The organism is Massilia jejuensis (assembly GCF_042656795.1).
In the GTDB taxonomy this organism is placed as follows: domain Bacteria; phylum Pseudomonadota; class Gammaproteobacteria; order Burkholderiales; family Burkholderiaceae_D; genus Telluria; species Telluria jejuensis.
The window spans coordinates 154,078-172,606 of sequence record NZ_JBHSMS010000013.1; the positions used below are offsets into that span (position 1 = coordinate 154,078).

The 18,529-nt window shown below is 68.7% G+C and carries 15 protein-coding genes; 7 read left to right on the forward strand and 8 right to left on the reverse strand.

Annotated elements, in window-relative coordinates; translation table 11 throughout:
- Positions 1-97 precede the first annotated feature (97 nt).
- The 8 genes from ACFPOU_RS03860 to ACFPOU_RS03895 form a co-directional block, all read right to left on the reverse strand.
- Positions 98-847, reverse strand: coding sequence for a GAF domain-containing protein (locus ACFPOU_RS03860; RefSeq protein ID WP_379717389.1), 750 nt, complete (start codon positions 845-847; stop codon positions 98-100).
- Between the two features lie 389 nt (positions 848-1,236).
- Positions 1,237-1,557 (reverse strand): DUF2288 domain-containing protein, encoded by a 321-nt coding sequence (locus tag ACFPOU_RS03865; RefSeq protein ID WP_379717391.1) that lies wholly within the window; start codon positions 1,555-1,557, stop codon positions 1,237-1,239.
- Positions 1,558-1,573: 16 nt separating this feature from the next.
- Positions 1,574-2,257 carry an RES family NAD+ phosphorylase gene (locus ACFPOU_RS03870; protein WP_379717393.1) on the reverse strand — a complete coding sequence of 228 codons (684 nt, stop codon included), beginning with the start codon at positions 2,255-2,257 and terminating at the stop codon, positions 1,574-1,576.
- Positions 2,258-2,259: 2 nt separating this feature from the next.
- Positions 2,260-2,697, reverse strand: a complete 438-nt coding sequence (locus tag ACFPOU_RS03875; protein ID WP_379717395.1) for an antitoxin Xre/MbcA/ParS toxin-binding domain-containing protein — start codon at positions 2,695-2,697, stop codon at positions 2,260-2,262.
- A 384-nt stretch (positions 2,698-3,081) separates the two neighbouring features.
- Complete coding sequence (locus ACFPOU_RS03880) at positions 3,082-4,089, reverse strand: Bug family tripartite tricarboxylate transporter substrate binding protein (RefSeq protein WP_379717397.1); 1,008 nt, start codon at positions 4,087-4,089, stop codon at positions 3,082-3,084.
- A 164-nt stretch (positions 4,090-4,253) separates the two neighbouring features.
- The gene (locus ACFPOU_RS03885) at positions 4,254-4,985 is read right to left on the reverse strand and encodes an SDR family NAD(P)-dependent oxidoreductase (protein WP_379717399.1); all 732 of its coding nucleotides are present in this window, start codon (positions 4,983-4,985) and stop codon (positions 4,254-4,256) included.
- A gap of 134 nt (positions 4,986-5,119) precedes the next feature.
- Entirely contained in the window at positions 5,120-6,814 is a 1,695-nt protein-coding gene (recJ, locus tag ACFPOU_RS03890) for a single-stranded-DNA-specific exonuclease RecJ (protein ID WP_379717557.1), read from the reverse strand.
- Entirely contained in the window at positions 6,814-7,839 is a 1,026-nt protein-coding gene (locus tag ACFPOU_RS03895) for a hypothetical protein (protein WP_379717401.1), read from the reverse strand. The genes recJ and ACFPOU_RS03895 overlap by 1 nt, the downstream gene beginning before the upstream one ends.
- Positions 7,840-7,986: 147 nt before the next feature.
- Here ACFPOU_RS03895 and ACFPOU_RS03900 point away from each other — a divergent pair, with 147 nt between their 5' ends.
- From ACFPOU_RS03900 to ACFPOU_RS03930, 7 genes are all read left to right on the forward strand, one after another.
- Positions 7,987-9,264 (forward strand): lipoprotein-releasing ABC transporter permease subunit, encoded by a 1,278-nt coding sequence (locus tag ACFPOU_RS03900; protein WP_379717403.1) that lies wholly within the window; start codon positions 7,987-7,989, stop codon positions 9,262-9,264.
- Between the two features lie 17 nt (positions 9,265-9,281).
- Positions 9,282-10,550 (forward strand): lipoprotein-releasing ABC transporter permease subunit, encoded by a 1,269-nt coding sequence (locus ACFPOU_RS03905; RefSeq protein WP_379717405.1) that lies wholly within the window; start codon positions 9,282-9,284, stop codon positions 10,548-10,550.
- On the forward strand, positions 10,543-11,241 hold the full coding sequence (lolD, locus tag ACFPOU_RS03910; protein WP_379717407.1) for a lipoprotein-releasing ABC transporter ATP-binding protein LolD: 699 nt from the start codon (positions 10,543-10,545) through the stop codon (positions 11,239-11,241). Before ACFPOU_RS03905 ends, lolD begins: the two co-directional genes overlap by 8 nt.
- A 4-nt stretch (positions 11,242-11,245) precedes the next feature.
- Positions 11,246-12,049: a TatD family hydrolase gene (locus tag ACFPOU_RS03915; protein WP_379717409.1), complete on the forward strand. Its 804-nt coding sequence runs from the start codon at positions 11,246-11,248 to the stop codon at positions 12,047-12,049.
- 171 nt (positions 12,050-12,220) lie between these two features.
- Positions 12,221-14,989, forward strand: coding sequence for a type VI secretion system Vgr family protein (locus tag ACFPOU_RS03920; protein WP_379717411.1), 2,769 nt, complete (start codon positions 12,221-12,223; stop codon positions 14,987-14,989).
- A 19-nt stretch (positions 14,990-15,008) separates the two neighbouring features.
- The gene (locus ACFPOU_RS03925; RefSeq protein WP_379717413.1) at positions 15,009-16,745 is read left to right on the forward strand and encodes a PGAP1-like alpha/beta domain-containing protein; all 1,737 of its coding nucleotides are present in this window, start codon (positions 15,009-15,011) and stop codon (positions 16,743-16,745) included.
- The gene (locus ACFPOU_RS03930) at positions 16,742-18,505 is read left to right on the forward strand and encodes a T6SS immunity protein Tli4 family protein (protein WP_379717415.1); all 1,764 of its coding nucleotides are present in this window, start codon (positions 16,742-16,744) and stop codon (positions 18,503-18,505) included. Before ACFPOU_RS03925 ends, ACFPOU_RS03930 begins: the two co-directional genes overlap by 4 nt.
- Positions 18,506-18,529: the final 24 nt, after the last annotated feature.

The window sequence follows — 18,529 nt, forward strand, 5'->3', positions numbered from 1 at the left end:
CGGCATGCGCAGGCCGTGATCGTCGAGCCGCCGACAGGGCGCAGGTGTCACCGCCGGCACGGGTGCCGAGCCTGCGGTGCATAGCGATGGCCGGGTGTCAGCCCTCGGCCGACCCCTCGATCTCGCTTGCCGCGATCGCGGCGAGATCCATCAGCGCCTGCAATTCCGATGCGCGCAGCTTGCGCGGTTCGCGGTCGATCACGCACAGGGTGCCCATCGCCAGGCCGGAACGGTCGCGCAGCGGCACGCCCGCGTAGAAACGCATGTGCGGCTCGGCCAGTACCAGCGGGTTGCCGGAAAAGCGCGCGTCGCTCAACGCGTCCTCCACGATGAACGGCCCCTCCTGCAGGATCGCATGCGTGCAGAAGGCCCATTCGCGCGGCGTCTGCTGGGCCGGCATGCCGACGCGCGCCTTGAACCACTGGCGGCGCGCGGTCAGCATGCAGATCAGGGCGATCGGCGACCCGGTCACTTTCGAGGCGAGGCGCGCGATGCGGTCGAATCGTTCTTCCGGCGCGCTGTCGACCAGCCGCGTCGCGGCCAGCGCGGCCAGGCGCAGCGCTTCGTCCTCAGGCACCGGATAGCCCGGATCGGGATGGGGCAGGAATTCCGGGTCGGTCGGCGTCGGCGGCGCGCGCCGCTCGAGCGGCGCGGCCTGGCCGGACACCTTGGTCATCAGGGCACGGATGTGGCTTTCGCGCGTGCGGCGGTGGCCGCCCGGGGTTTTCCACGACTCGATCGCACCGCTTTCCATCCAGAGCTGGACGGTACTGGTCGCCACACCGAGCATGCGCGCGGCGGCGCTGGTGGTGAGGATGGCGTCCTCTTCCATTAAGTTGCTGTTCATCAATATTCCCGCTGTTTATGGGAGTATAGCCGATTTGATGAAATTTGCCGCATGTTCCGGGTTTGTCCCGAAAATTTGGCACAAGAACGGTAAAAACCGCAAATAAAATTAGCGTTTAGAAAAGTTTAAAAAGGAAACTTTTTCTATTTCGTCAATTCAGGGTCCGCCGTTCGGCCTCGGCGGCTGCCGGTTTCGCCTGTCGGGGATAGCGACCTACCCGCCGCCTTTGCAGGCGGTTCTCGCTAGCGTCCCCGTTCCTTGCCGGGTTGGCGTATCGATCGTCGTGACCGGCGCGGCGCTATCGGCGATCATCGAAGCGGAAAAGCAGGTCCGCCTGCGCCTTCGGGGTATCGACCGCAAGGCCGGTGGACAGGCGCTCCAGCATGCGCTCAGTGAAGCTGCTTTTTTTCGGGCTGCACCAGGATAAAAGGATGCACGACCGCCGCCCACAGCGCGATGCCGCCCGCGCTCCAGGTTTGGGCTTGCAGGTCCGATACTTTCGCAACCTTGCCGTCGGCCATCCAGCGGGCGATATTGTCCTTGTCGTCGTGCGAGACGCGCATCGCGACGTCGATCAGGTCGAGTTCTTCGCTGACATAGATCACATTGCCCTGGGCGAAATGGCGTTCGAGCTCGCTCCATTCGATGCGTCCGGTCTCGCGGTTGATCTTGTCGTGCAGTTCGGTGTCGTTGCTGGGATTGGTTTTCATGCCTTGCTTCTTCAATTCAGATAATCTCGACGGAAGGCGTCGGCGAACCGGCCCATGTTAACCGATACGCTGCGCCCTTGCGGACATTGCCGACCAGCGCAGGGCGAAAGCAGGCGAGGTTGGTGCCCTGCGGCGCCCGCACGCTCGGGTAGACGATGCCCATCGAACCGAGTTCGAGCAGGGTATTGGCCAGTTCCTGCGAGGCCACGTAGCTGCGCGGATCGAGGCATTTCCGAAACGCGCGCGCGGCGCGGATATCGTGGAAGCTGGCGTTGAAATCGGCCAGCATCGCCTGGTAGGTCACGCTGTCGTCGAAACGCCCGATCTCCCCGTATTCCACCGTCTTGTGGAAGCTTACTTCGGCCAGGGCCGTCTGCGCGTCGAAGGCGCAGTACCAGGCGCCGCGCGCGCCGTCGTTGAAGCGGCTGCCTTCCGGGCGCGCATAGGTATAGGCCGCGTTGACGATGCGGAAGTTGGCCACGCCGAATACCAGTTCGTCCATGCCGATGCCCGGCAGCAGGCCGGCTTCGCCGCGCAGGCGCGCATTGGTCGCGTTGTCGAGATCGAACAGGTCGCGCAGCGTATCGTCGTTGTCCGATAGCGGCGCCAGCACCGAATCGTCGAGGTCGGCGAAACGCGAGGGAAGCAGGCGCCAGGTGTCGAACTGGCGCAGGCCGGTCAGTGGCGGCAGGGCCGGCAAGATCAGAGACCTCCGCGGCGCGCGTCCAGCAACTGGCGCACCGTTTGCATGGCCAGCAGGCCACCGCCCAGCATCAGTGCCAGCGGCGTGCGTCCGCCGAAGATCAGGTTGGTGTTGGGCAGATGGATCCATTCGTCGGCCAGCTTGTCCCCGTACAGGATATGCAGCGCCTTGTAGACGCCCAGCAGGTAGGAGATGCGCGTGATGCGGTCGACTTCGAGCACCCGGTCCGGGTTCTTCTTCCAGTCGTAGAACGAGGAGGGCGACAGGCCGCCGAGCAATTCGCGGGCATCCTCGTCGCGCAGCCGCCAGGCCGCGGCAAGCTTGAAGAAGCCCTTCAGGGCCGACTTCGACAGGCGCTCGCGCTCGGCGCGGGAATGCAGGTCCACCAGGACCGCCGGCTCGAAGCGGCTGCGCGGATAGGCATGGGCAAGATTCATGGTTCCTCCATTTCTGGAGTATTTATACTCCGTTTTCGGAGGAGGTGCAACGGACCGTCGTCGAGCGGTGCGCGCCATGCCGGAAGTCGGCACCGAATTGTCGAAATGAAAAGCTTATGCCATGCGGCGGCGCTCGGCGGCGGTGTTCCCGGCGGTGATCGGCTGCGTCGGGGCGGCGGCCTTCGCTCGCGTTCGGCAGCGGCCCGGTGCGCGACGGCGCCGGCAAGCAAGTCGGGCGCTTCGATGCGGTGTGGCGCCTGGAAGGGCCGGGCGCCTGGCGCGTGGTCTTCGACCGCGGCCGCGCTGGCCGCGGCAAGATGCCGGGACAGGTGCCAGGCGCCGGCGCCGGCCCGCGCTCGACGCCCACCGGCGTTCAGGCGCGCATCAGTCGGCCGTCGCGCCCGAGGCCTTGACGGTCTGTCCCCACTTCGCCGTCTCGCTGCGGATGAATTCCGCGAACTGCTCGGGCTTCTCGCCATGCGGCTCGGCGCCTTGCTCGGCCATCTTCTTCTTCACTTCCGGGTCCGCCAGGGCTTTCAGGATCGATGCGTTCAGCTTCGCCACCACCGGCGCCGGCGTGCCGGCCGGCGCGAGCAGGCCGAACCAGGACGTCGCGCTGTAGCCCGGCACACCCGACTCGGCGATCGTCGGCACGTCCGGCAGGGCCGGCGAGCGCTGCGGCGTCGTCACCGCGATCGGGCGCAGCTTGCCCGCTTTCACATGGCTGATCACCGATGGCATGTTGTCGAACATGATCGCGGTCTGCCCGGCCAGCAGGTCGGTCAGCGCCGGCGCGCTGCCCTTGTACGGGATGTGCTGCATGTCGACGCCGGTCATCTGGTTGAACATCTCGGCCGACAGGTGGATCGAGGTGCCGCTGCCGGACGAGGCGAAGTTGATCTTGCCCGGATTGGCCTTCGCATGCGCGATCAGCTCCTTGACGTTCTTGAAGGGCTGCGACGGATGGGCCACGAGCAGGTTCGGCACCAGCGCCACGCGCGAGATCGGCTGGAAGTCCTTGATCGGGTCGAAGCCCATCTTCTTGTAGAGGCTCTGGTTGATCGCATGCGTGCCGACGGTGCCCATGAGCAGGGTGTGGCCGTCTGCCGGCGCGCGCGCCACCATCTGGGTGCCGATATTGCCGCCCGCGCCGGGACGGTTGTCGATCATGACCGGCTGTCCCAGGTCGCGGCTCATGGCCTGCCCGACGACGCGCGCCAGGGTATCGGTCGTGCCGCCGGGCGAGAAGCCGACCACGATCGTGATCGGCTTGGTAGGGAACGCGGCCTGGGCCATGGCGGCGGCAGGCGCCAGCGCGAGCACGCCCGCGGCCGCGACGGCCAGTGCGAGCGAGCGGCGCTGCGGAACGGGGGCGATACGGGAACGAATCATGACGGGTCTCCTGAATAGTTATGGTGGTACGACGGGGAAAGCATGCTGCCGGGTACGCGCCCGGCATGCAATGTGTGGTCGACCGCCGGGAGCGGGGCGATGCCTTGCACCGCATCCGGTTCCGGTTGTCGAGATTCGCATGGATTGCCGCTCGGGTAGTCGGGCTAGACCGGTGCGACACCGAGCGTGGTGCCGCCGCAGACGTACAGCACCTGGCCGGTGACGAAGCCGTTGTCCGGCGCGAGGAAGAACAGCGCGGCGCGCGCCACGTCTTCGGGTGTGCCGAGGCGCTTGACGACGATGCTATCGAGGATGCGCCTGGTCTGCGGCGCGCCTTCGGGATTGCTGGTGCGGAAAAGCTCGGTCGCGATCGGGCCGGGCGCCACGGCGTTGACCGTGATGCCGTCGGCGCCCAGTTCCATGGCCAGCGTGCGCGTCAGGCCGATCAGGCCGGCCTTGGTGGCGGCGTAGACGACGCGCTCGGGCTTGCCCAGCGCCGCGCGCGAGGCGATGTTGACGATGCGGCCGCGGCCCGACGCGCGCAGCGCGGGCAGCGCGGCCTGGGTCAGGACGATGGCCGCTTTCAGGTGCAGGCCGACGACGTCGTCCAGGTCGGCCATGGTGGCCGTGTCGATGCTGCCGGGGCGGGTGGCGCCGGCATTGTTGACCAGGGCGGTGACGGCCCAGGTGGCGGCGATGTGGCGGGCGCTGGCTTCGAGTTGGTCCTGGCGGGTCAGGTCGGCCTGGAGCGAGACCAGCCTGTCGTGGCGCCAGTCGGGGGCCTTGCAGTCGAGATTGACGACGGCGCGGCCCTGCGCCAGCAAGGCTTCGCAAATGGCCCGGCCGATGCCGGAACTGCCGCCGGTGACAAGAGTGACTTCCTGGGGTTCGCTCATCCGTGCCTTTCCTGGGGCTGCTGGACTCGATGGTCCGGAATGCCGAGATACTAGCATGCCTCGGGTGCCGGATGAGCGCCTGGCCCGGCCGCGGCGGCGCAGTCGGGCGCACGGCGGCACGCTGCGCCGAAGGACTACACCGGTTCGGCGTGCTCCACCAGCAACTGCACCTTGGTCACGCCGTTGTACTCGTTCGCATCGAGCCTGAACGCGACCCGCGCCCGCTCGCCGAGGCCGTCCGTGCGCCCGAACCAGATCGCGTCATAGCGCCGCCCGTTGCGCTCGAGTAGCAGCTTCAGGTGCTTCTCCTTCAGAATGCGCTGGCTCAGCACCCGGAATTCGTCGCAGAACACCGGCGGCGCGAAGCCCTGGCCCCACACTTGCTCATCCATCAGCGCGATGAAGGCGGTCGAATAGTACTCGTCCTCGAGCGGCCCGTCGGTCTCGACCACGCGTTCGAGCTGCGCCTGCGTCAGCCAGGCGCGCCCGACCGCCTCGAAGGCTTGCTGGAAGGCCGCGAAGGATTCCTGTTTCATCGTCAGGCCCGCCGCCATCGCATGTCCGCCGAACTTGTCGATCAGGCCGGGCACCCGTTTCGAGACCAGGTCGAGCGCGTCGCGCATGTGAAAGCCGGGAATCGACCGGCCCGAACCCTTGATCAGCCCGGGTCCGCCCGGCGCGAAGGTGATCGTCGGGCGGAAAAATTTCTCCTTCAGGCGCGAGGCGACGATGCCGATCACGCCCTGGTGCCAGCCGTCGTCGAAGACGGTGATCGTGCTGCTGTCGCTCGGCTGGAAGTCGTCCAGGTGCAGCAGCGCCGCGTCCTGCATGTCGGCCTCGATCTCACGCCGCTTGAGGTTGATTTCGTTGAGCTGCTGGGCGATCGCCCAGGCGCGTCCTTCGTCGTCGGTCGTCAGGCACTCGATCCCGAGCGCCATGTCCTGCAGGCGGCCGGCCGCGTTCAGGCGCGGACCGAGGGCGAAACCGAGGTCGAAGGGCGAGGCGCAGCGCGCTTCGCGCCCCGCGACCCGGAACAGCGCCGCCACGCCCGCATGCATGCGTCCGGCGCGCATGCGCTTGATGCCTTGCGCGACCAGGATGCGGTTGTTGGCGTCGAGCCTGACGACGTCGGCCACGGTGCCCAGCGCCACCAGGTCGAGCAGGTTGTCGAGCTTGGGCTGGGTCCGGGCATCGAACACGCCGCGCCGGCGCAGTTCCGCGCGCAGGGCCAGCAGCACGTAAAACACCACGCCGACGCCGGCCAGGTGCTTGCTCGGGAAGCCGCATTCGGGCTGGTTCGGATTGACGATCACGCGCGCCGGCGGCAGGCAGTCGCCCGGCAGGTGGTGGTCGGTGACGACGACTTCGATGCCGCGCCGGTTGGCCTCGATCACGCCGTCGACGCTGGCGATGCCGTTGTCGACGGTGACGATGATGTCGGGCGACTTTTCGCGCGCGGTCAGTTCGACGATCTCGGGCGTCAGGCCATAGCCGTGCACCACGCGGTCGGGCACGATGTAGTCGACAGCGGCCCCCATCGCGCGCAGGCCGCGCAGGGCGGTGGCGCAGGCGGTGGCGCCGTCGCAGTCGTAGTCGGCGACGATGGTCATCTTCTTGCCGGCGGCGATCGCGTCGGCCAGGAACACGGCGGCGGCGTCGATGTGTTTCAGGCCGCCGGGCGGCACCAGCGCCGCCAGTTCGCAGGACAGTTCGCGCACGTCGAACAGGCCGCGGGCGGCGTAGATGCGGGCGAGCACGGGGTGCACGCCGCCCTGGCGCAGCATTTCGGACTGGCGGAACGGGCAGGGGCGGGTGGAAATACGGGTAATCAAAGCAGTCGGTCCAGGGTAGGGCGGCGCCAGAAACTGCGTTGCGCCAGGGCGGTGGTGGTGAATTCGGCATGCGCGTCGCGGTGGCTCAGCACCAGCGAGACCTTGCGCACGCGGCCCTTCATCAATGCTGCAAGGATGGGGGCGAACAGCCCGGCTTCAAGCTGCTGCAGCTGGCCGATCCAGCCACCCCAGTCGGCGCCCACAGCGTGCGGCGCGGGGCCGCCGCAGTACACGATGGCGTCGGCATCGAATGGCGCGCCGAAGTCGGGCAACACGGCCGCATGGGAGCCGGCCAGGGCCCCCACCGTGCTGCCCGCCTCCAGTGCGACCAGTGCCGGCGCGCCCGCGGCGCCCTGGCGCTGCGCGTCGGCCGCGCCCCAGGCCCAGAACGCGTTCACCGGCGGCAGGCGCCGTTCCTCGCGCGCCGCATTGACCGGATGCGCGTGCCACACGATCTGCACTTCGTTCTGCAGGCGCCGGAAGGCCGCCGCCGCGGCGCCGAGCGGCATCCAGTCGGTCAGGTCCATGCCGAGGGCGGCGTCGGGCGTGGCCGTGTCGAGCTCGGCCCAGTCGTCGGCGCGCATGAACCAGGTTGCGGCGTCGCCGTAGCGCAGCGCATGGCCGGCTTCCTCGAAAAAGGGCAAGGCCGTGTCGAACAGGGCGCGGCTCTCGCGTTCGTCCAGGCGCACCCGGGCCGGGTCGCCCATCATCAGGTGGGTGCGTGCGATCTCGATATGGACCGGGTTGACGATGAACCAGGTGCCGGCCTCCTGCTGCATGCCGCGCGCGCGCATCGCGGCCGCGGCGAAGGCGGGGCGCCCGGCCTGCTGCAAGCCAAGCGCCCGCGCCAGCCACTGCTCGTGCGGCAGCGCGCGCACCGCGTCATCGGCCGGCACGCGCGCATGGCTGCTGGTGCGCGTCAGCAGCGCGGCCAGCGCCGGCGCTTCGAGGGCGCGCACCAGGTCGGGTGCGAATTCGGGAAAGGGCAGGGCGAACGGAAGGACGAGCGTGATCTGGGACATGGCGTGATTGTAGGCCAAATCGGTTCGACCGGCGCCAGCCGGACGAAGTTCGGCAGCCATCGGGCACGCCGTGCGGCCGCATGGCGTGCTGTCACGGATGAGCTTTGTGTGGCACACTGCGGGCTTGGTTGTCAAACACTTAAAGTCATGAGCATCATCTACAAGCTGCCGTACGAATGGCTGGTCGGGCTGCGCTATACGCGCGCCGGCAAGCGCAGCGGCCGCAACCGCTTCATCTCCTTCATTTCGATGATCTCCGTGGCCGGCATCGCGCTCGGCGCGGCCGCGCTGATCGTCGTGCTGTCGGTGATGAACGGCTTCCAGAAAGAGGTCACCGACCGCATGCTGTCGGTGCTGGCCCATATCGAGATCTACGACGTGCGCGGCGCCATGCCCGACTGGCGCGCGGTCGAGCGCGACGCCGCGCGCAACCGGGCAGTGGTGGCGGCGGCGCCGTTCGCCGATGTCCAGGGCATGCTGCTGCGCGACGGCGTCATGAAGCCGGTGCTGCTGCGCGGCATCTTGCCGGCGCAGGAAGCCGGGGTGTCGGAAGTGGCGCGGCAGATGCGCCGGGGCCGGCTGGACCAGCTCACGCCCGGCTCGATGCACATCGTGCTCGGCAGCGCGCTGGCCAAGTCGCTCGACGTGGGCGTGGGCGAGCGCGTGACTATGCTGCTCGGTTCGGTCGGCGGCGGCGCCGGCGCCGGTGGGTCCGGGGCCGGGCCGCGTACCCAGACCTTCACGGTGGTCGGCCTGTTCGAGGCCGGCCATTACGAATTCGATTCGACGCTGGCGTTCGCCAACCTCGACGACGCCGTGGCCGCCGCGCGCGCCGACGGCCCGGCCGGGGTGCGCCTGCGCCTGCGTGACATGCACGCGGCGCCGCAGGTGGCGGCCGAGCTGCGCGCGGCCTTGTCGGGCGACGTGGTGATGCGCGACTGGTCGCAGGTCAATGCGATCTGGTTCGCCGCGGTGCAGTCGCAAAAGCGCATGATGTTCATCATCCTGGCGATGATCATCGCGGTGGCCGCGTTCAACCTGGTCTCGACCCTGGTCATGACGGTCAAGGACAAGCAGTCCGACATCGCCATCCTGCGCACCCTGGGCGCGTCGCCGCGCTCGATCATGAAGATCTTCATCGTGCAGGGCACCCTGGTCGGCCTGCTGGGCAGCGCGTTGGGCGTACTGCTGGGCGTGACGGTGGCGCTCAATGTCGACGTCATCGTGCCCGCCATCGAGCGCGTGCTGGGCGTGCAGTTCCTGTCGAAGGAGATCTATCTGATCAGCGAGATCCCGTCCGAGCTGCGCTGGCCGGACGTGGCCAGCATCGGCGCCCTGGCCGTCGTGCTGGCCTTCCTGTCGACGCTCTACCCGAGCTGGGCGGCCGCGCGCGTGAAACCGGCGCAGGCGCTGCGTTACGAATGATGGAGAAGCGGAGCACCATGGGCATCGTCCACAAACTGCCGTTCGAGTGGCTGGTCGGCCTGCGCTACACGCGCGCCGGCAAGGGCAGCGACAACAACGGCTTCATTTCCTTCATTTCCCTCATTTCGGTGGCGGGCATCGCCCTGGGCGTGGCGGCGCTGATCATCGTGCTGTCGGTGATGAACGGCTTCCAGAAGCAGGTCACCGACCGCATGCTCTCGGTGCTGGCCCATATCGAAGTGTTCGACGCGGCCGGCAGCATGCCGCAGTGGCGCGAGGCGGCCCGGGAAGCCAGGCGCAACCCGGCCGTGCTGGGCGCCGCGCCTTTCGTGCAGAGCGAAGCGCTGCTGCAGCAGCACGACGGCACGATGCGCCCGGCGATCGTCCGCGGCATCCTGCCGGAGGCGGAAAAGGACGTCTCGCAGGTCGCCGGCACGATGCGCCAGGGCCGCATCGATTCGCTCGCGCCGGGCAGCTTCAACATCGTGCTCGGCCATGCACTGGCCGCGGCCCTGAACCTGCAGGTGGGCGACAAGGTGACCATGCTGCTGGCCCAGGCCCAGGCCACGCCGGCGGGCCTGCTGCCGCGCATGCGCAGCTTCACCGTCTCGGGCATCTTCGAGGCCGGGCACGCCGAGTTCGATGCCGGCATGGCCTTCGTCAGCCTGGAGGACGCGCAGAAGATGGAGCGCCTGCCGGCGCCGGCCGGCCTGCGCCTGCGCGTGGCCGACATGCACCTGGCGCCGCAGATCGCCCAGGAGCTGAAGCGATCGATGTCGGGCGAGCTCGTCATGCGCGACTGGTCGAAGCTCAACGCCGTCTGGTTCGGCGCCGTACAGACCGAGAAGAAGATGATGTTCATCATCCTGACCCTGATCGTGACGGTGGCCGCCTTCAACCTGGTGTCGACGCTGGTGATGACGGTGACCGACAAGCAGGCCGACATCGCCATCCTGCGCACGCTGGGGGCGTCGCCGCGCTCGATCATGAAGATCTTCATGGTCCAGGGCGCGGTCGCGGGCCTGCTGGGCACCGCGGCGGGCGTGGGCGGCGGGGTGCTGGTGGCGCTGAATATCGATGTCATCGTTCCATTCATTGAACAGTTATTGGGAGTGCAGTTCTTGTCCAAGGATATTTACCAATTCACGTCCGTGCCCTCCGACCTGCGCTGGCCCGACGTGGCCCGCATCGGCGTCGTGGCCGTGATCCTGTCTTTCCTGGCCACCGTGTATCCGAGCTGGTCGGCCTCGCGCGTGAAACCGGCGGAGGCGCTGCGCTATGAGTGATGCCGCGACCACCCCGGTGCTGGCCTGCCGCGGCCTGAGCAAGACCTTCAAGCAGGGCGACTACCAGGTCCAGGTGCTCGACCGCATCGATTTTTCGATCGCGCGCGGCGAGCGCGTCGCCATCGTCGGCGCCTCCGGTTCGGGCAAGTCGACGCTGCTGCACCTGCTGGGCGGGCTCGATACGCCGACCGCCGGTTCGGTCACGCTGCTGGGCGAGGATTTCGCGACGCTGTCGGAGACCCGCCGCGGCGACCTGCGCAATTCCTCGCTCGGCTTCGTCTACCAGTTCCACCACCTGCTGCCCGAATTCTCGGCGCTCGACAACGTGGCCATGCCACTGCTGATCCGGCGCGAAAAGCGCGCCAGGGCAGTCGAGCAGGCCGAGGCGATCCTGGCGCGCGTGGGCCTGGCCAAGCGCGTCGTCCACCGTCCCGGCGAACTGTCGGGCGGCGAGCGCCAGCGCGTGGCCCTGGCGCGCGCCCTGGTGACGCAGCCGGCCTGCGTGCTGGCCGACGAGCCTACCGGCAACCTCGACCACACGACGGCGCTCGTCATCTTCGACCTGATGCTGGAACTGTCGCGCACCCTCGGCACCGCCTTCGTCATCGTCACCCACGACATGGAACTGGCGCGCCGCTGCGACCGCGCGCTGCGCCTGACCGAGCACGGGCTGGTGCCGCTGGAAGACTGACGACATGTGGATCGACACCCACTGCCATCTCGACGCCGGCGAATTCGGCCAGGAGGCGCTGGAAATCGCGGCGCGGGCGGGGGCGAACGGGGTGTCGATGATCGTGATCCCGGCGGTGGCCCGCGCCAACTTCGGGACCGTCGCGCGGCTCGCGCATGCGGCGCCGAACGCCAGCTATGCGCTCGGCATCCATCCGATCCACGTTCCGCAGGCGACCGACGAGGACCTGGTTGCCATGCGCGCCGCGGTCGAAGCGGCGCTGGGCGATCCGCGTTTCGTGGCCATCGGTGAAATCGGGCTCGACTTCTTCATTCCGCTCCTTTGCGAACCGGCCATGCGCGAGAAGCAGGAGCGCTTCTTTCGCGCGCAGCTGCGCATCGCGCGCGACTTCGGCCTGCCGGTGCTGACCCACGTGCGCCGCTCACAGGACCAGGTTGTAAAGCACCTGCGCCAGATCGCGCCTGCGGGCGGCATCGCCCACGCCTTCAATGGCAGCGAGCAGCAGGCCGCCGGCTTCATCAAGCTCGGCATGCACCTGGGCTTCGGCGGCGCCATGACCTTCACGCGCGCGCTGCAGATACGGCGCCTGGCGGCCAGGCTGCCGCTGGACCGGATCGTGCTGGAGACCGATGCGCCCGACATTGCCCCGACCTGGATCCACCCGGGGCGCAACAGCCCGGAGCAGCTGCCGGCGATCGGCGCCGCCCTGGCCGCGCTGCGCGGCGTCGACGCGGCCGCCATCCGGCACGCGGCCTGGCATGGCTCGGTCGCGGCGATACCCCGTTTGCGGGCGCTGCTGGCGGAATAAATCCGGGCCCCGGAGGAACCATTTGCGCTGGCCGGACTCGGCTGTGCAGACATACAGACGAGTGTCCAGACGGTGCTAAGTTCGCCACATTCTGCCCGGACACACTGACGCTGCGCAATCGTGAATTGTCGGGTTCGTGTGACCATGGCTCTTTCGCCACGGGAGACGACATTGGACAGCGCAAGTGCCTTCCTGCGGGTGCTACGGCACGAACAGTCACTGAGTACCGCGCACCGCGCGCTGCGCCTGCGCCTGGCGCATGCGGACGGCCTGCCCGACGACGTCCTGCTGCCGCAGCAGGTCACGGGCAGCGAGTCGATCTGCGGCGGCATCGAGTACCGCGTCGCCTGCGTCGCCAGCGATCCGGCGCTCCCCTTGAAACGATTCATCGCGCTGCCGGCCGAGATCCAGATCGTCACCGACCGCGGTGCCTTGCGCAGCATTTGCGGCATCGTCGCCGAGGCGCGTTCCGGGGACAGCGACGGCGCCCTGTGCACCTACCAGCTGGTGCTGCGCGACGCGCTGGCGATCATGGAAAAGCGCGTCAACAGCCGCATCTTCCGCAACCAGAACGAGATCGCCATCGTGCAGACCCTGTTCGACGAGTGGCGCCATGCGAACGCCGTGCTGGCCGGCGCCTTCGAATACGAACTCGACCCCTTGCTCGACCTGGCCCGGTATCCGGCGCGCGAACAGACCATGCAGTACAACGAGTCCGACGCCGCCTTCGTGCGGCGCCTGCTGCGCCGGCGCGGCATCTCCTGGTGCGTGCGTCCCGGGCGCGGCCGTGCCAGCAGCGTCGATCCGGCGCACGACCGGATCGCCGCGCACACGCTGGTGCTGTTCGCCGACGCCGCGCGGCTCCCGCGCAGCAGCGCCGGCACCGTGCGCTACCACCGCGACGACGCCGCCGAACAACGCGACACGATCCAGGCCTGGGGCGCGGCGCGCACCCTGCAGCCGGGCCTGGCCTCGCGCCACAGCTGGGACTACAAGGCCAGTACGGGCGAGCGCTTCATGACGGCCGGCGCGCGCGCCGGCTTCGACCAGGGCGGCCAGGGCAATGCACTGGCGGCCAGTCTCGACGATTACCTGGTCGAGGCGCCCCATGCCGGCGACGACGTCGAGGACGGCCTGCGCCTGGGCCAGCTGCGCATGGCGCGCCACGCGTTCGACGCCAAATGCTTCCATGGCGAGGGCACGGTGCGCGACCTGCGCGCCGGCCAGTATTTCAGCCTGGCCGGCCATCCCGAGATCGATACCCATCCGGACGCCGAGCGCGAATTCCTAGTCACCGAACTGCACGCCAGCGTGCGCAACAACCTGCCCGGCGAGATGGCCCAGCGCGCCGAGCGCCTGATGGCACGCGCCGGCTGGGCCGCGCCGATGGGCGCCGCGCCGGTGCAGGTGCGCTTTACCGCGGTGCGCCGCGGCGTGCCGATCGTCCCGGCCTTCGACCCGCGCGTCGACCTGCCGCATCCCCAGCTGCAAAGCGCGCTCGTGGTCGGCCCCGCCGGCGAGGAAGTCCATTGCGACAGCCTGGGCCGGGTGAAGATCCGCTTTCCCGGCATGCGCGCGCAGGACCACGCCCATGCGCAGGGCGCCGGCGCTTCCGGCTCCCCGCTCGACTCGGCCTGGGTCCGCGTCGCCTCGAACTGGGCCGGCAACGGCCCGGGCAGCCAGCAGCAGTGCGGCGCCCTCGGCCTGCCGCGCGTGGGCAGCGAAGTGCTGGTGGCCTTCCTCGGCGGCGACCCGGACAAGCCCATCGTCCTGGCCCAGCTCTTCAACGGCCAGGCCGCGCCGCCGGCGCTGAGCAGAAATGGACAGCTGCCCGGCAACCGCTACCTGGCGGGCCTGCGCAGCCGCGAAATCGGCGGCCTGCGCGGCAGCCAGCTGCGCTTCGACGACACGCGCGGCCAGATCAGCGCCCAGCTCGCGAGCGACCACGCGGCCTCCGAACTCAATCTGGGCTGGCTGGCGGGAGCCCGGGCGCACGGCGAAGGCGCGGCGCGCGGCGAGGGCGCCGAGCTGCGCAGCGACCAGGCCGTGGCGATCCGCGGGACGCAGGGCGTGCTGGTCAGCGCCGAGGCGCTGCCTTCGGACGAGGGCCGGCAGCTGGCGCGCGCCGGCCTGATCGGGCTGGCCGACCTGATGCAGAGCGTGGTCGAGGAGATGGCCAGACTGGCCGGGCAGCACGCGGGCGACGAAGACAGCAGCGGCAAGCTGGCGGAACTGGCCGAAAAGCTGAAACGCTGGGAGGACGGGACCAATACCGGTCCCGGCACGGGCGCCGGCGCCGGCGCGCCGATGGTCGCCGTCACCGCTCCGGCCGGCATCGTCCTGGCCAGCCACGACAACGTGGCGCTGGCCTCGGAAAGGAAGGTCGACGTCGTCAGCGGCGGCGACGCCGAAGTGACGGCCGGGCGCAACGTGTTCGTGCGCGCCGCGCGCGGCATCAGCGCATTCGCGCATGCGCTCGGCATCAAGCTGGTGGCCGCGCGCGGCAACCTTACGCTCGAAGCGCACCAGGGCGGCGTCGAGATCAAGTCGTCGGGCCGCATCAGCCTGATTTCGTCGGAAGCCATCCACATCGAGGCGCCGCTGGTGCGCATCGTTTCGCAGGGCGCGCAAACGGAGTGGGCGGATGGAACCATCGTCCAGCAATGCAGGGGCAAGCAGGTGGTGAAGGCCGCCGCCATCGTGCACGACAGTCCAGCTGGCGGCACGCCCGCGACCCTCGATTTCGCCAAGTCGAGCATCCGCGCCGACGAACGCCTGGTGCTGCGCCACAGGCAGACCCTCGAGCCGATCGCGCACCAGCGCTACATTGCCCACCTCGAGGACGGCACGACCGTCAGCGGCGTGAGCGACGCCGCCGGGCGCACCCAGCTGGTCACCACGGCCACCCTGGGGCCGGTGCGTTTCGAACTGCTTGCCTGAGTCCCGCCCCGAATCGACCATGAGCGAACCGACCCGACCCTTGCCGCCACCATCCCCCTTGCCCGGCGGCGGCTGGGCGATCGACTCCTTTACGTCGTCCACCGACTACAAGGTCATGGGGCTGGCGCTGGTGCCCGCCGACCGTGTCGTGCCGGTCATCTTCGTGCCCGGCATCATGGGCACGAATCTGCGCGCCAAGCGCACGCCGCCCCCTGGCAGTGCGTCCAACGGGAAAAACACGAAGGCCGTGCCCGGCGGCGTGGTCTGGCGCCCGCCGAACGGCATGAAACAAGGGCTGAACGCGTCGGACCAATGGAAGACAGTGTCGCCGCAAGACCGCCAGCGGCTGTTCGACGGCGCGACCCTGGAAGTCGACGATGGCGGCCCGGTCATGTTGCAGAACGCCGCCTACGGCAATGTGCTGACGGTGGCCGACGCCCGTGCGCGCGGTTGGGGCGAAGTCCACGCCGACTCGTACGGCGCCCTGCTCGACGCGCTCGAGATACGCCTGAACCATACCTTCGAGCCCGACTACAAGGGTACCGGCAGCGTCCCGCGCAAGCACTGGCGCGACGTGATGGCGTGCGCGCCGGCCCAATGGGGGCTGCGCGAGTTCGAACCGCTGACGCTGGCCCATCTCAAAAAACATGCGCAGTACAATTTTCCGGTGTACGCCGTCGGCTACAACTGGCTTGACGATTGCGAGCGGTCGTCGCGCCGGCTGGAGCGGCGCATTCTCGAGATCATCGCATTCTGGACCGGAGCAAAACAGCGCTGCGACCGGGTGATCCTGGTGACGCACTCGATGGGCGGCCTCGTCGCGCGCGCCTGCGCCAGGCGCATTCCGGACAAGATCGCCGGGGTCATCCATGGCGTCATGCCGGCGCTCGGCGCGCCGGCCGCCTACCGCCGCCTGGCCTGTGGTACCGAAAGCGCAAGTCCGGACAACGGCCCGCTCGACGACCTGGCCGCCTCCAGGCTGGCACTGATCCTGGGCGAGACGACCGAAAAAACCACGCCGGTGCTGTCGACTTCGCCCGGCGCGCTCGAGCTGCTGCCGAACCACCTGTATCCCGGACCCTGGTTGCACGTGCGGGTCATGACGGGGGGCGCGCCGCCGCCCGCAAGCAGCGGCGGACATGCGAACGGCGCGGGCCAGGTCACGACAACGCGCGACTGCCTGCAGCTTCCGGGCAGCAGGACGCCCAATCCGTACGACCTGTATCGCGACATGGATTCGTGGTACCGGTTGATCAACCCGGCACTGGCTGATCCGGCTGGAAAATATATCGAAGAAAAGGGCGGCGTGAAAGCAGCGATCAGGACGGCCATTGCCACTGCCGAGCAATTTCACCGTACCTTGGGCGACTATTACCATCCGAATACCTATGCGTTCTACGGCGACGATCAGCGCAAGCGCGCCTACGGCCAGGTACGCTGGGTTGCCTGGCAACAGGCGGGAGCGGCGACCGTCGTTACCGCGGCGAACGTCGGCGCTGCAAGCACCATTGGCCACACGGCGCTGGGCCAGCGGCGCGTGCGCGTGGAAGGCCGGGCGAACCTGTTGTTCACGCTGGAACAGCAGGACGCCCGCGGCGACGGCACGGTTCCGCAGCAGTCGGGCATGGCGCCGCGAGGCAAGGTCATGCAGGTGTTCGCGACCCAGGGCTATGACCATCAGGGTGCGTACAAACATCCCGACATGCTCATGTTGACGCTGCGCCTGGTGGTAAAGATCGTCCAGGAGATGTCGTGAAGCCCTGGCGGCGGAGCGGGCCGGCGGCGCTGCTGGCGGGACTCGTCGTCGCCGCCCTGGCGATTGTGTGGGCGGTCGGCGCAGTGGAACGACGCGCTGCTGCGCAACAGGACAAGGATAAGGTGGCGCGCATGACGCAGAAAATGAAAACGGTATGCATCGGCAGGTTCCTGATCGATCTGCCCGACGAAACGCGCCTCGAACTGCGCAGGCCGCGCATCCATGGATTCGACATCTCGTCCGTCGACGAGCAGCAAGCCGATTTTCAAGTTCGCCTTGCACGGCGCGAAGCCGAGCTGCGGGCGGCGCCGGACCAGTTTGGCGGAAACAGGAACCTCGAATCGGTCAGGGAGGTCAAGACCGACAACGGCGTTGTCGGCAAGATCTTTGTCCATGGCCGCAAGGTGACGGAAGGCACCCAGGCGAATGGCCTGGCACTGGAACGCTACCGCGATGAAGGTGTCGCGATCGAAGCCATGGTGCATGGCCAGGGAACGAGCTTTGCCCTGGCAGCGAACAATTATAACCCTGACAATATCGACAATCTGCCGAGGCTTGTCGCCAAACTGGTGCCGAATCCACGCAACCAGATTCCGACCGAACCCGGCTTCTGCATCGACCGCGCCTGGTTTCGCGATCCGCTGACCCCTCACCAGCGCGAACAAGTGATGATGTCGGCCCAATTGCCGAGCCACCCGGACATCGAATTCCTGACCATCCTGGCCGCCGGCAACAAGCCCGCTTCCCAAGGCTTGCTCGAAAGGGCGGCGGCCACGCAGGCGACGTCGACGCTGGCGGAGCAATGGCGCATTTCCACGCTGCGCGCGGCCCCGCGCACGATTGGCGGCGTTACCGGCGATGAACTGGTCAAGCGGGTCGCCGAGATGAACGACACCGTCGGTTACTCGTTCTGGTGGGAGGCGGGTGGAACGGAAGACAACGTGCTCGCTCCCCACTTTGTGTTCAAGATGACCACCGGCGAAGGCGCCGACGAGCCGGTTCCCACTTCCTTGTCGGAAGATGCCGCCATGGCACTCTGGGACAAGATTTCGTCCAGCATCCGCTTGCGTCCGTCGGAACCGCCCAGGCCTGTCGCAGCCGTGCCGCCGCCGACGCCGCTCGGCACCTACGCCTGGGCCGGCGACCGCTGCCCCGAAAGCGGCTGGTGGTCATGCAGCGCCGGCGGCAACGGCATCGGCGTGCTGGGCGGGCAGCGCCAGTACATCGCGAAGGGCGAGCGCATGCCGCAGGCGCTGTTGCTGCCGCCGCAAACCTTGTGGGAGAAGCTGCGCGGCGTGCAGCCGAGCTTCGAGTCGCAGACCCAGACCTCGTGGAAGCTGGTCGACAAGCGCAACCGCAAGCGCGTGCCGTCGCCGCTGCCGCTGGCGCAGGCCACGCCGGCGGCGTCCGCCAGCATCACCACCGCCGGCACCGGTCCCAGCGTCATGGAGCAGCAGCGGGTGCCGGTCGGGAGCTTCGCCGCGACGGGGCTGGCGTGCCCGGCCAGTGGCTGGTGGCGCTGCGAAGACCCGCGTGCGCTGGATGGAACGCGCTGGTTTGCGCTCGGAAGCTTGCTGCCGCCGGCGACCTTCGCGGTGCCGCCCGGCGCCTTCGGCCGCCCGGCGCACGCCGCCAGGTCGATCGAGCGCCGCGGTGCCTGGCGTTTGGTGCGGCTTGCGACCGCGCCCGGCGAGCAGGTTGGCGCCGGCGCCGGAGCCGGTGACCCGGGCGGCGAAACCGGTATGCCGAACGGCGCCTGACGGCACCATGCCCGGCGGCGCCCG

What these genes read in the sequence shown, in the direction of transcription:
- ACFPOU_RS03865 (WP_379717391.1), bottom strand. Translation starts at nt 1,557, where the DNA reads ATGAAAACCAATCCCAGCAACGACACCGAACTGCACGACAAGATCAAC.
- ACFPOU_RS03880 (WP_379717397.1), bottom strand. Translation starts at nt 4,089, where the DNA reads ATGATTCGTTCCCGTATCGCCCCCGTTCCGCAGCGCCGCTCGCTCGCA.
- ACFPOU_RS03925 (WP_379717413.1), top strand. Translation starts at nt 15,009, where the DNA reads ATGAGCGAACCGACCCGACCCTTGCCGCCACCATCCCCCTTGCCCGGC.
- lolD (WP_379717407.1), top strand. Translation starts at nt 10,543, where the DNA reads ATGAGTGATGCCGCGACCACCCCGGTGCTGGCCTGCCGCGGCCTGAGC.
- ACFPOU_RS03900 (WP_379717403.1), top strand. Translation starts at nt 7,987, where the DNA reads ATGAGCATCATCTACAAGCTGCCGTACGAATGGCTGGTCGGGCTGCGC.
- ACFPOU_RS03905 (WP_379717405.1), top strand. Translation starts at nt 9,282, where the DNA reads ATGGGCATCGTCCACAAACTGCCGTTCGAGTGGCTGGTCGGCCTGCGC.
- ACFPOU_RS03860 (WP_379717389.1), bottom strand. Translation starts at nt 847, where the DNA reads ATGAACAGCAACTTAATGGAAGAGGACGCCATCCTCACCACCAGCGCC.
- ACFPOU_RS03915 (WP_379717409.1), top strand. Translation starts at nt 11,246, where the DNA reads ATGTGGATCGACACCCACTGCCATCTCGACGCCGGCGAATTCGGCCAG.
- ACFPOU_RS03895 (WP_379717401.1), bottom strand. Translation starts at nt 7,839, where the DNA reads ATGTCCCAGATCACGCTCGTCCTTCCGTTCGCCCTGCCCTTTCCCGAA.
- ACFPOU_RS03875 (WP_379717395.1), bottom strand. Translation starts at nt 2,697, where the DNA reads ATGAATCTTGCCCATGCCTATCCGCGCAGCCGCTTCGAGCCGGCGGTC.
- ACFPOU_RS03885 (WP_379717399.1), bottom strand. Translation starts at nt 4,985, where the DNA reads ATGAGCGAACCCCAGGAAGTCACTCTTGTCACCGGCGGCAGTTCCGGC.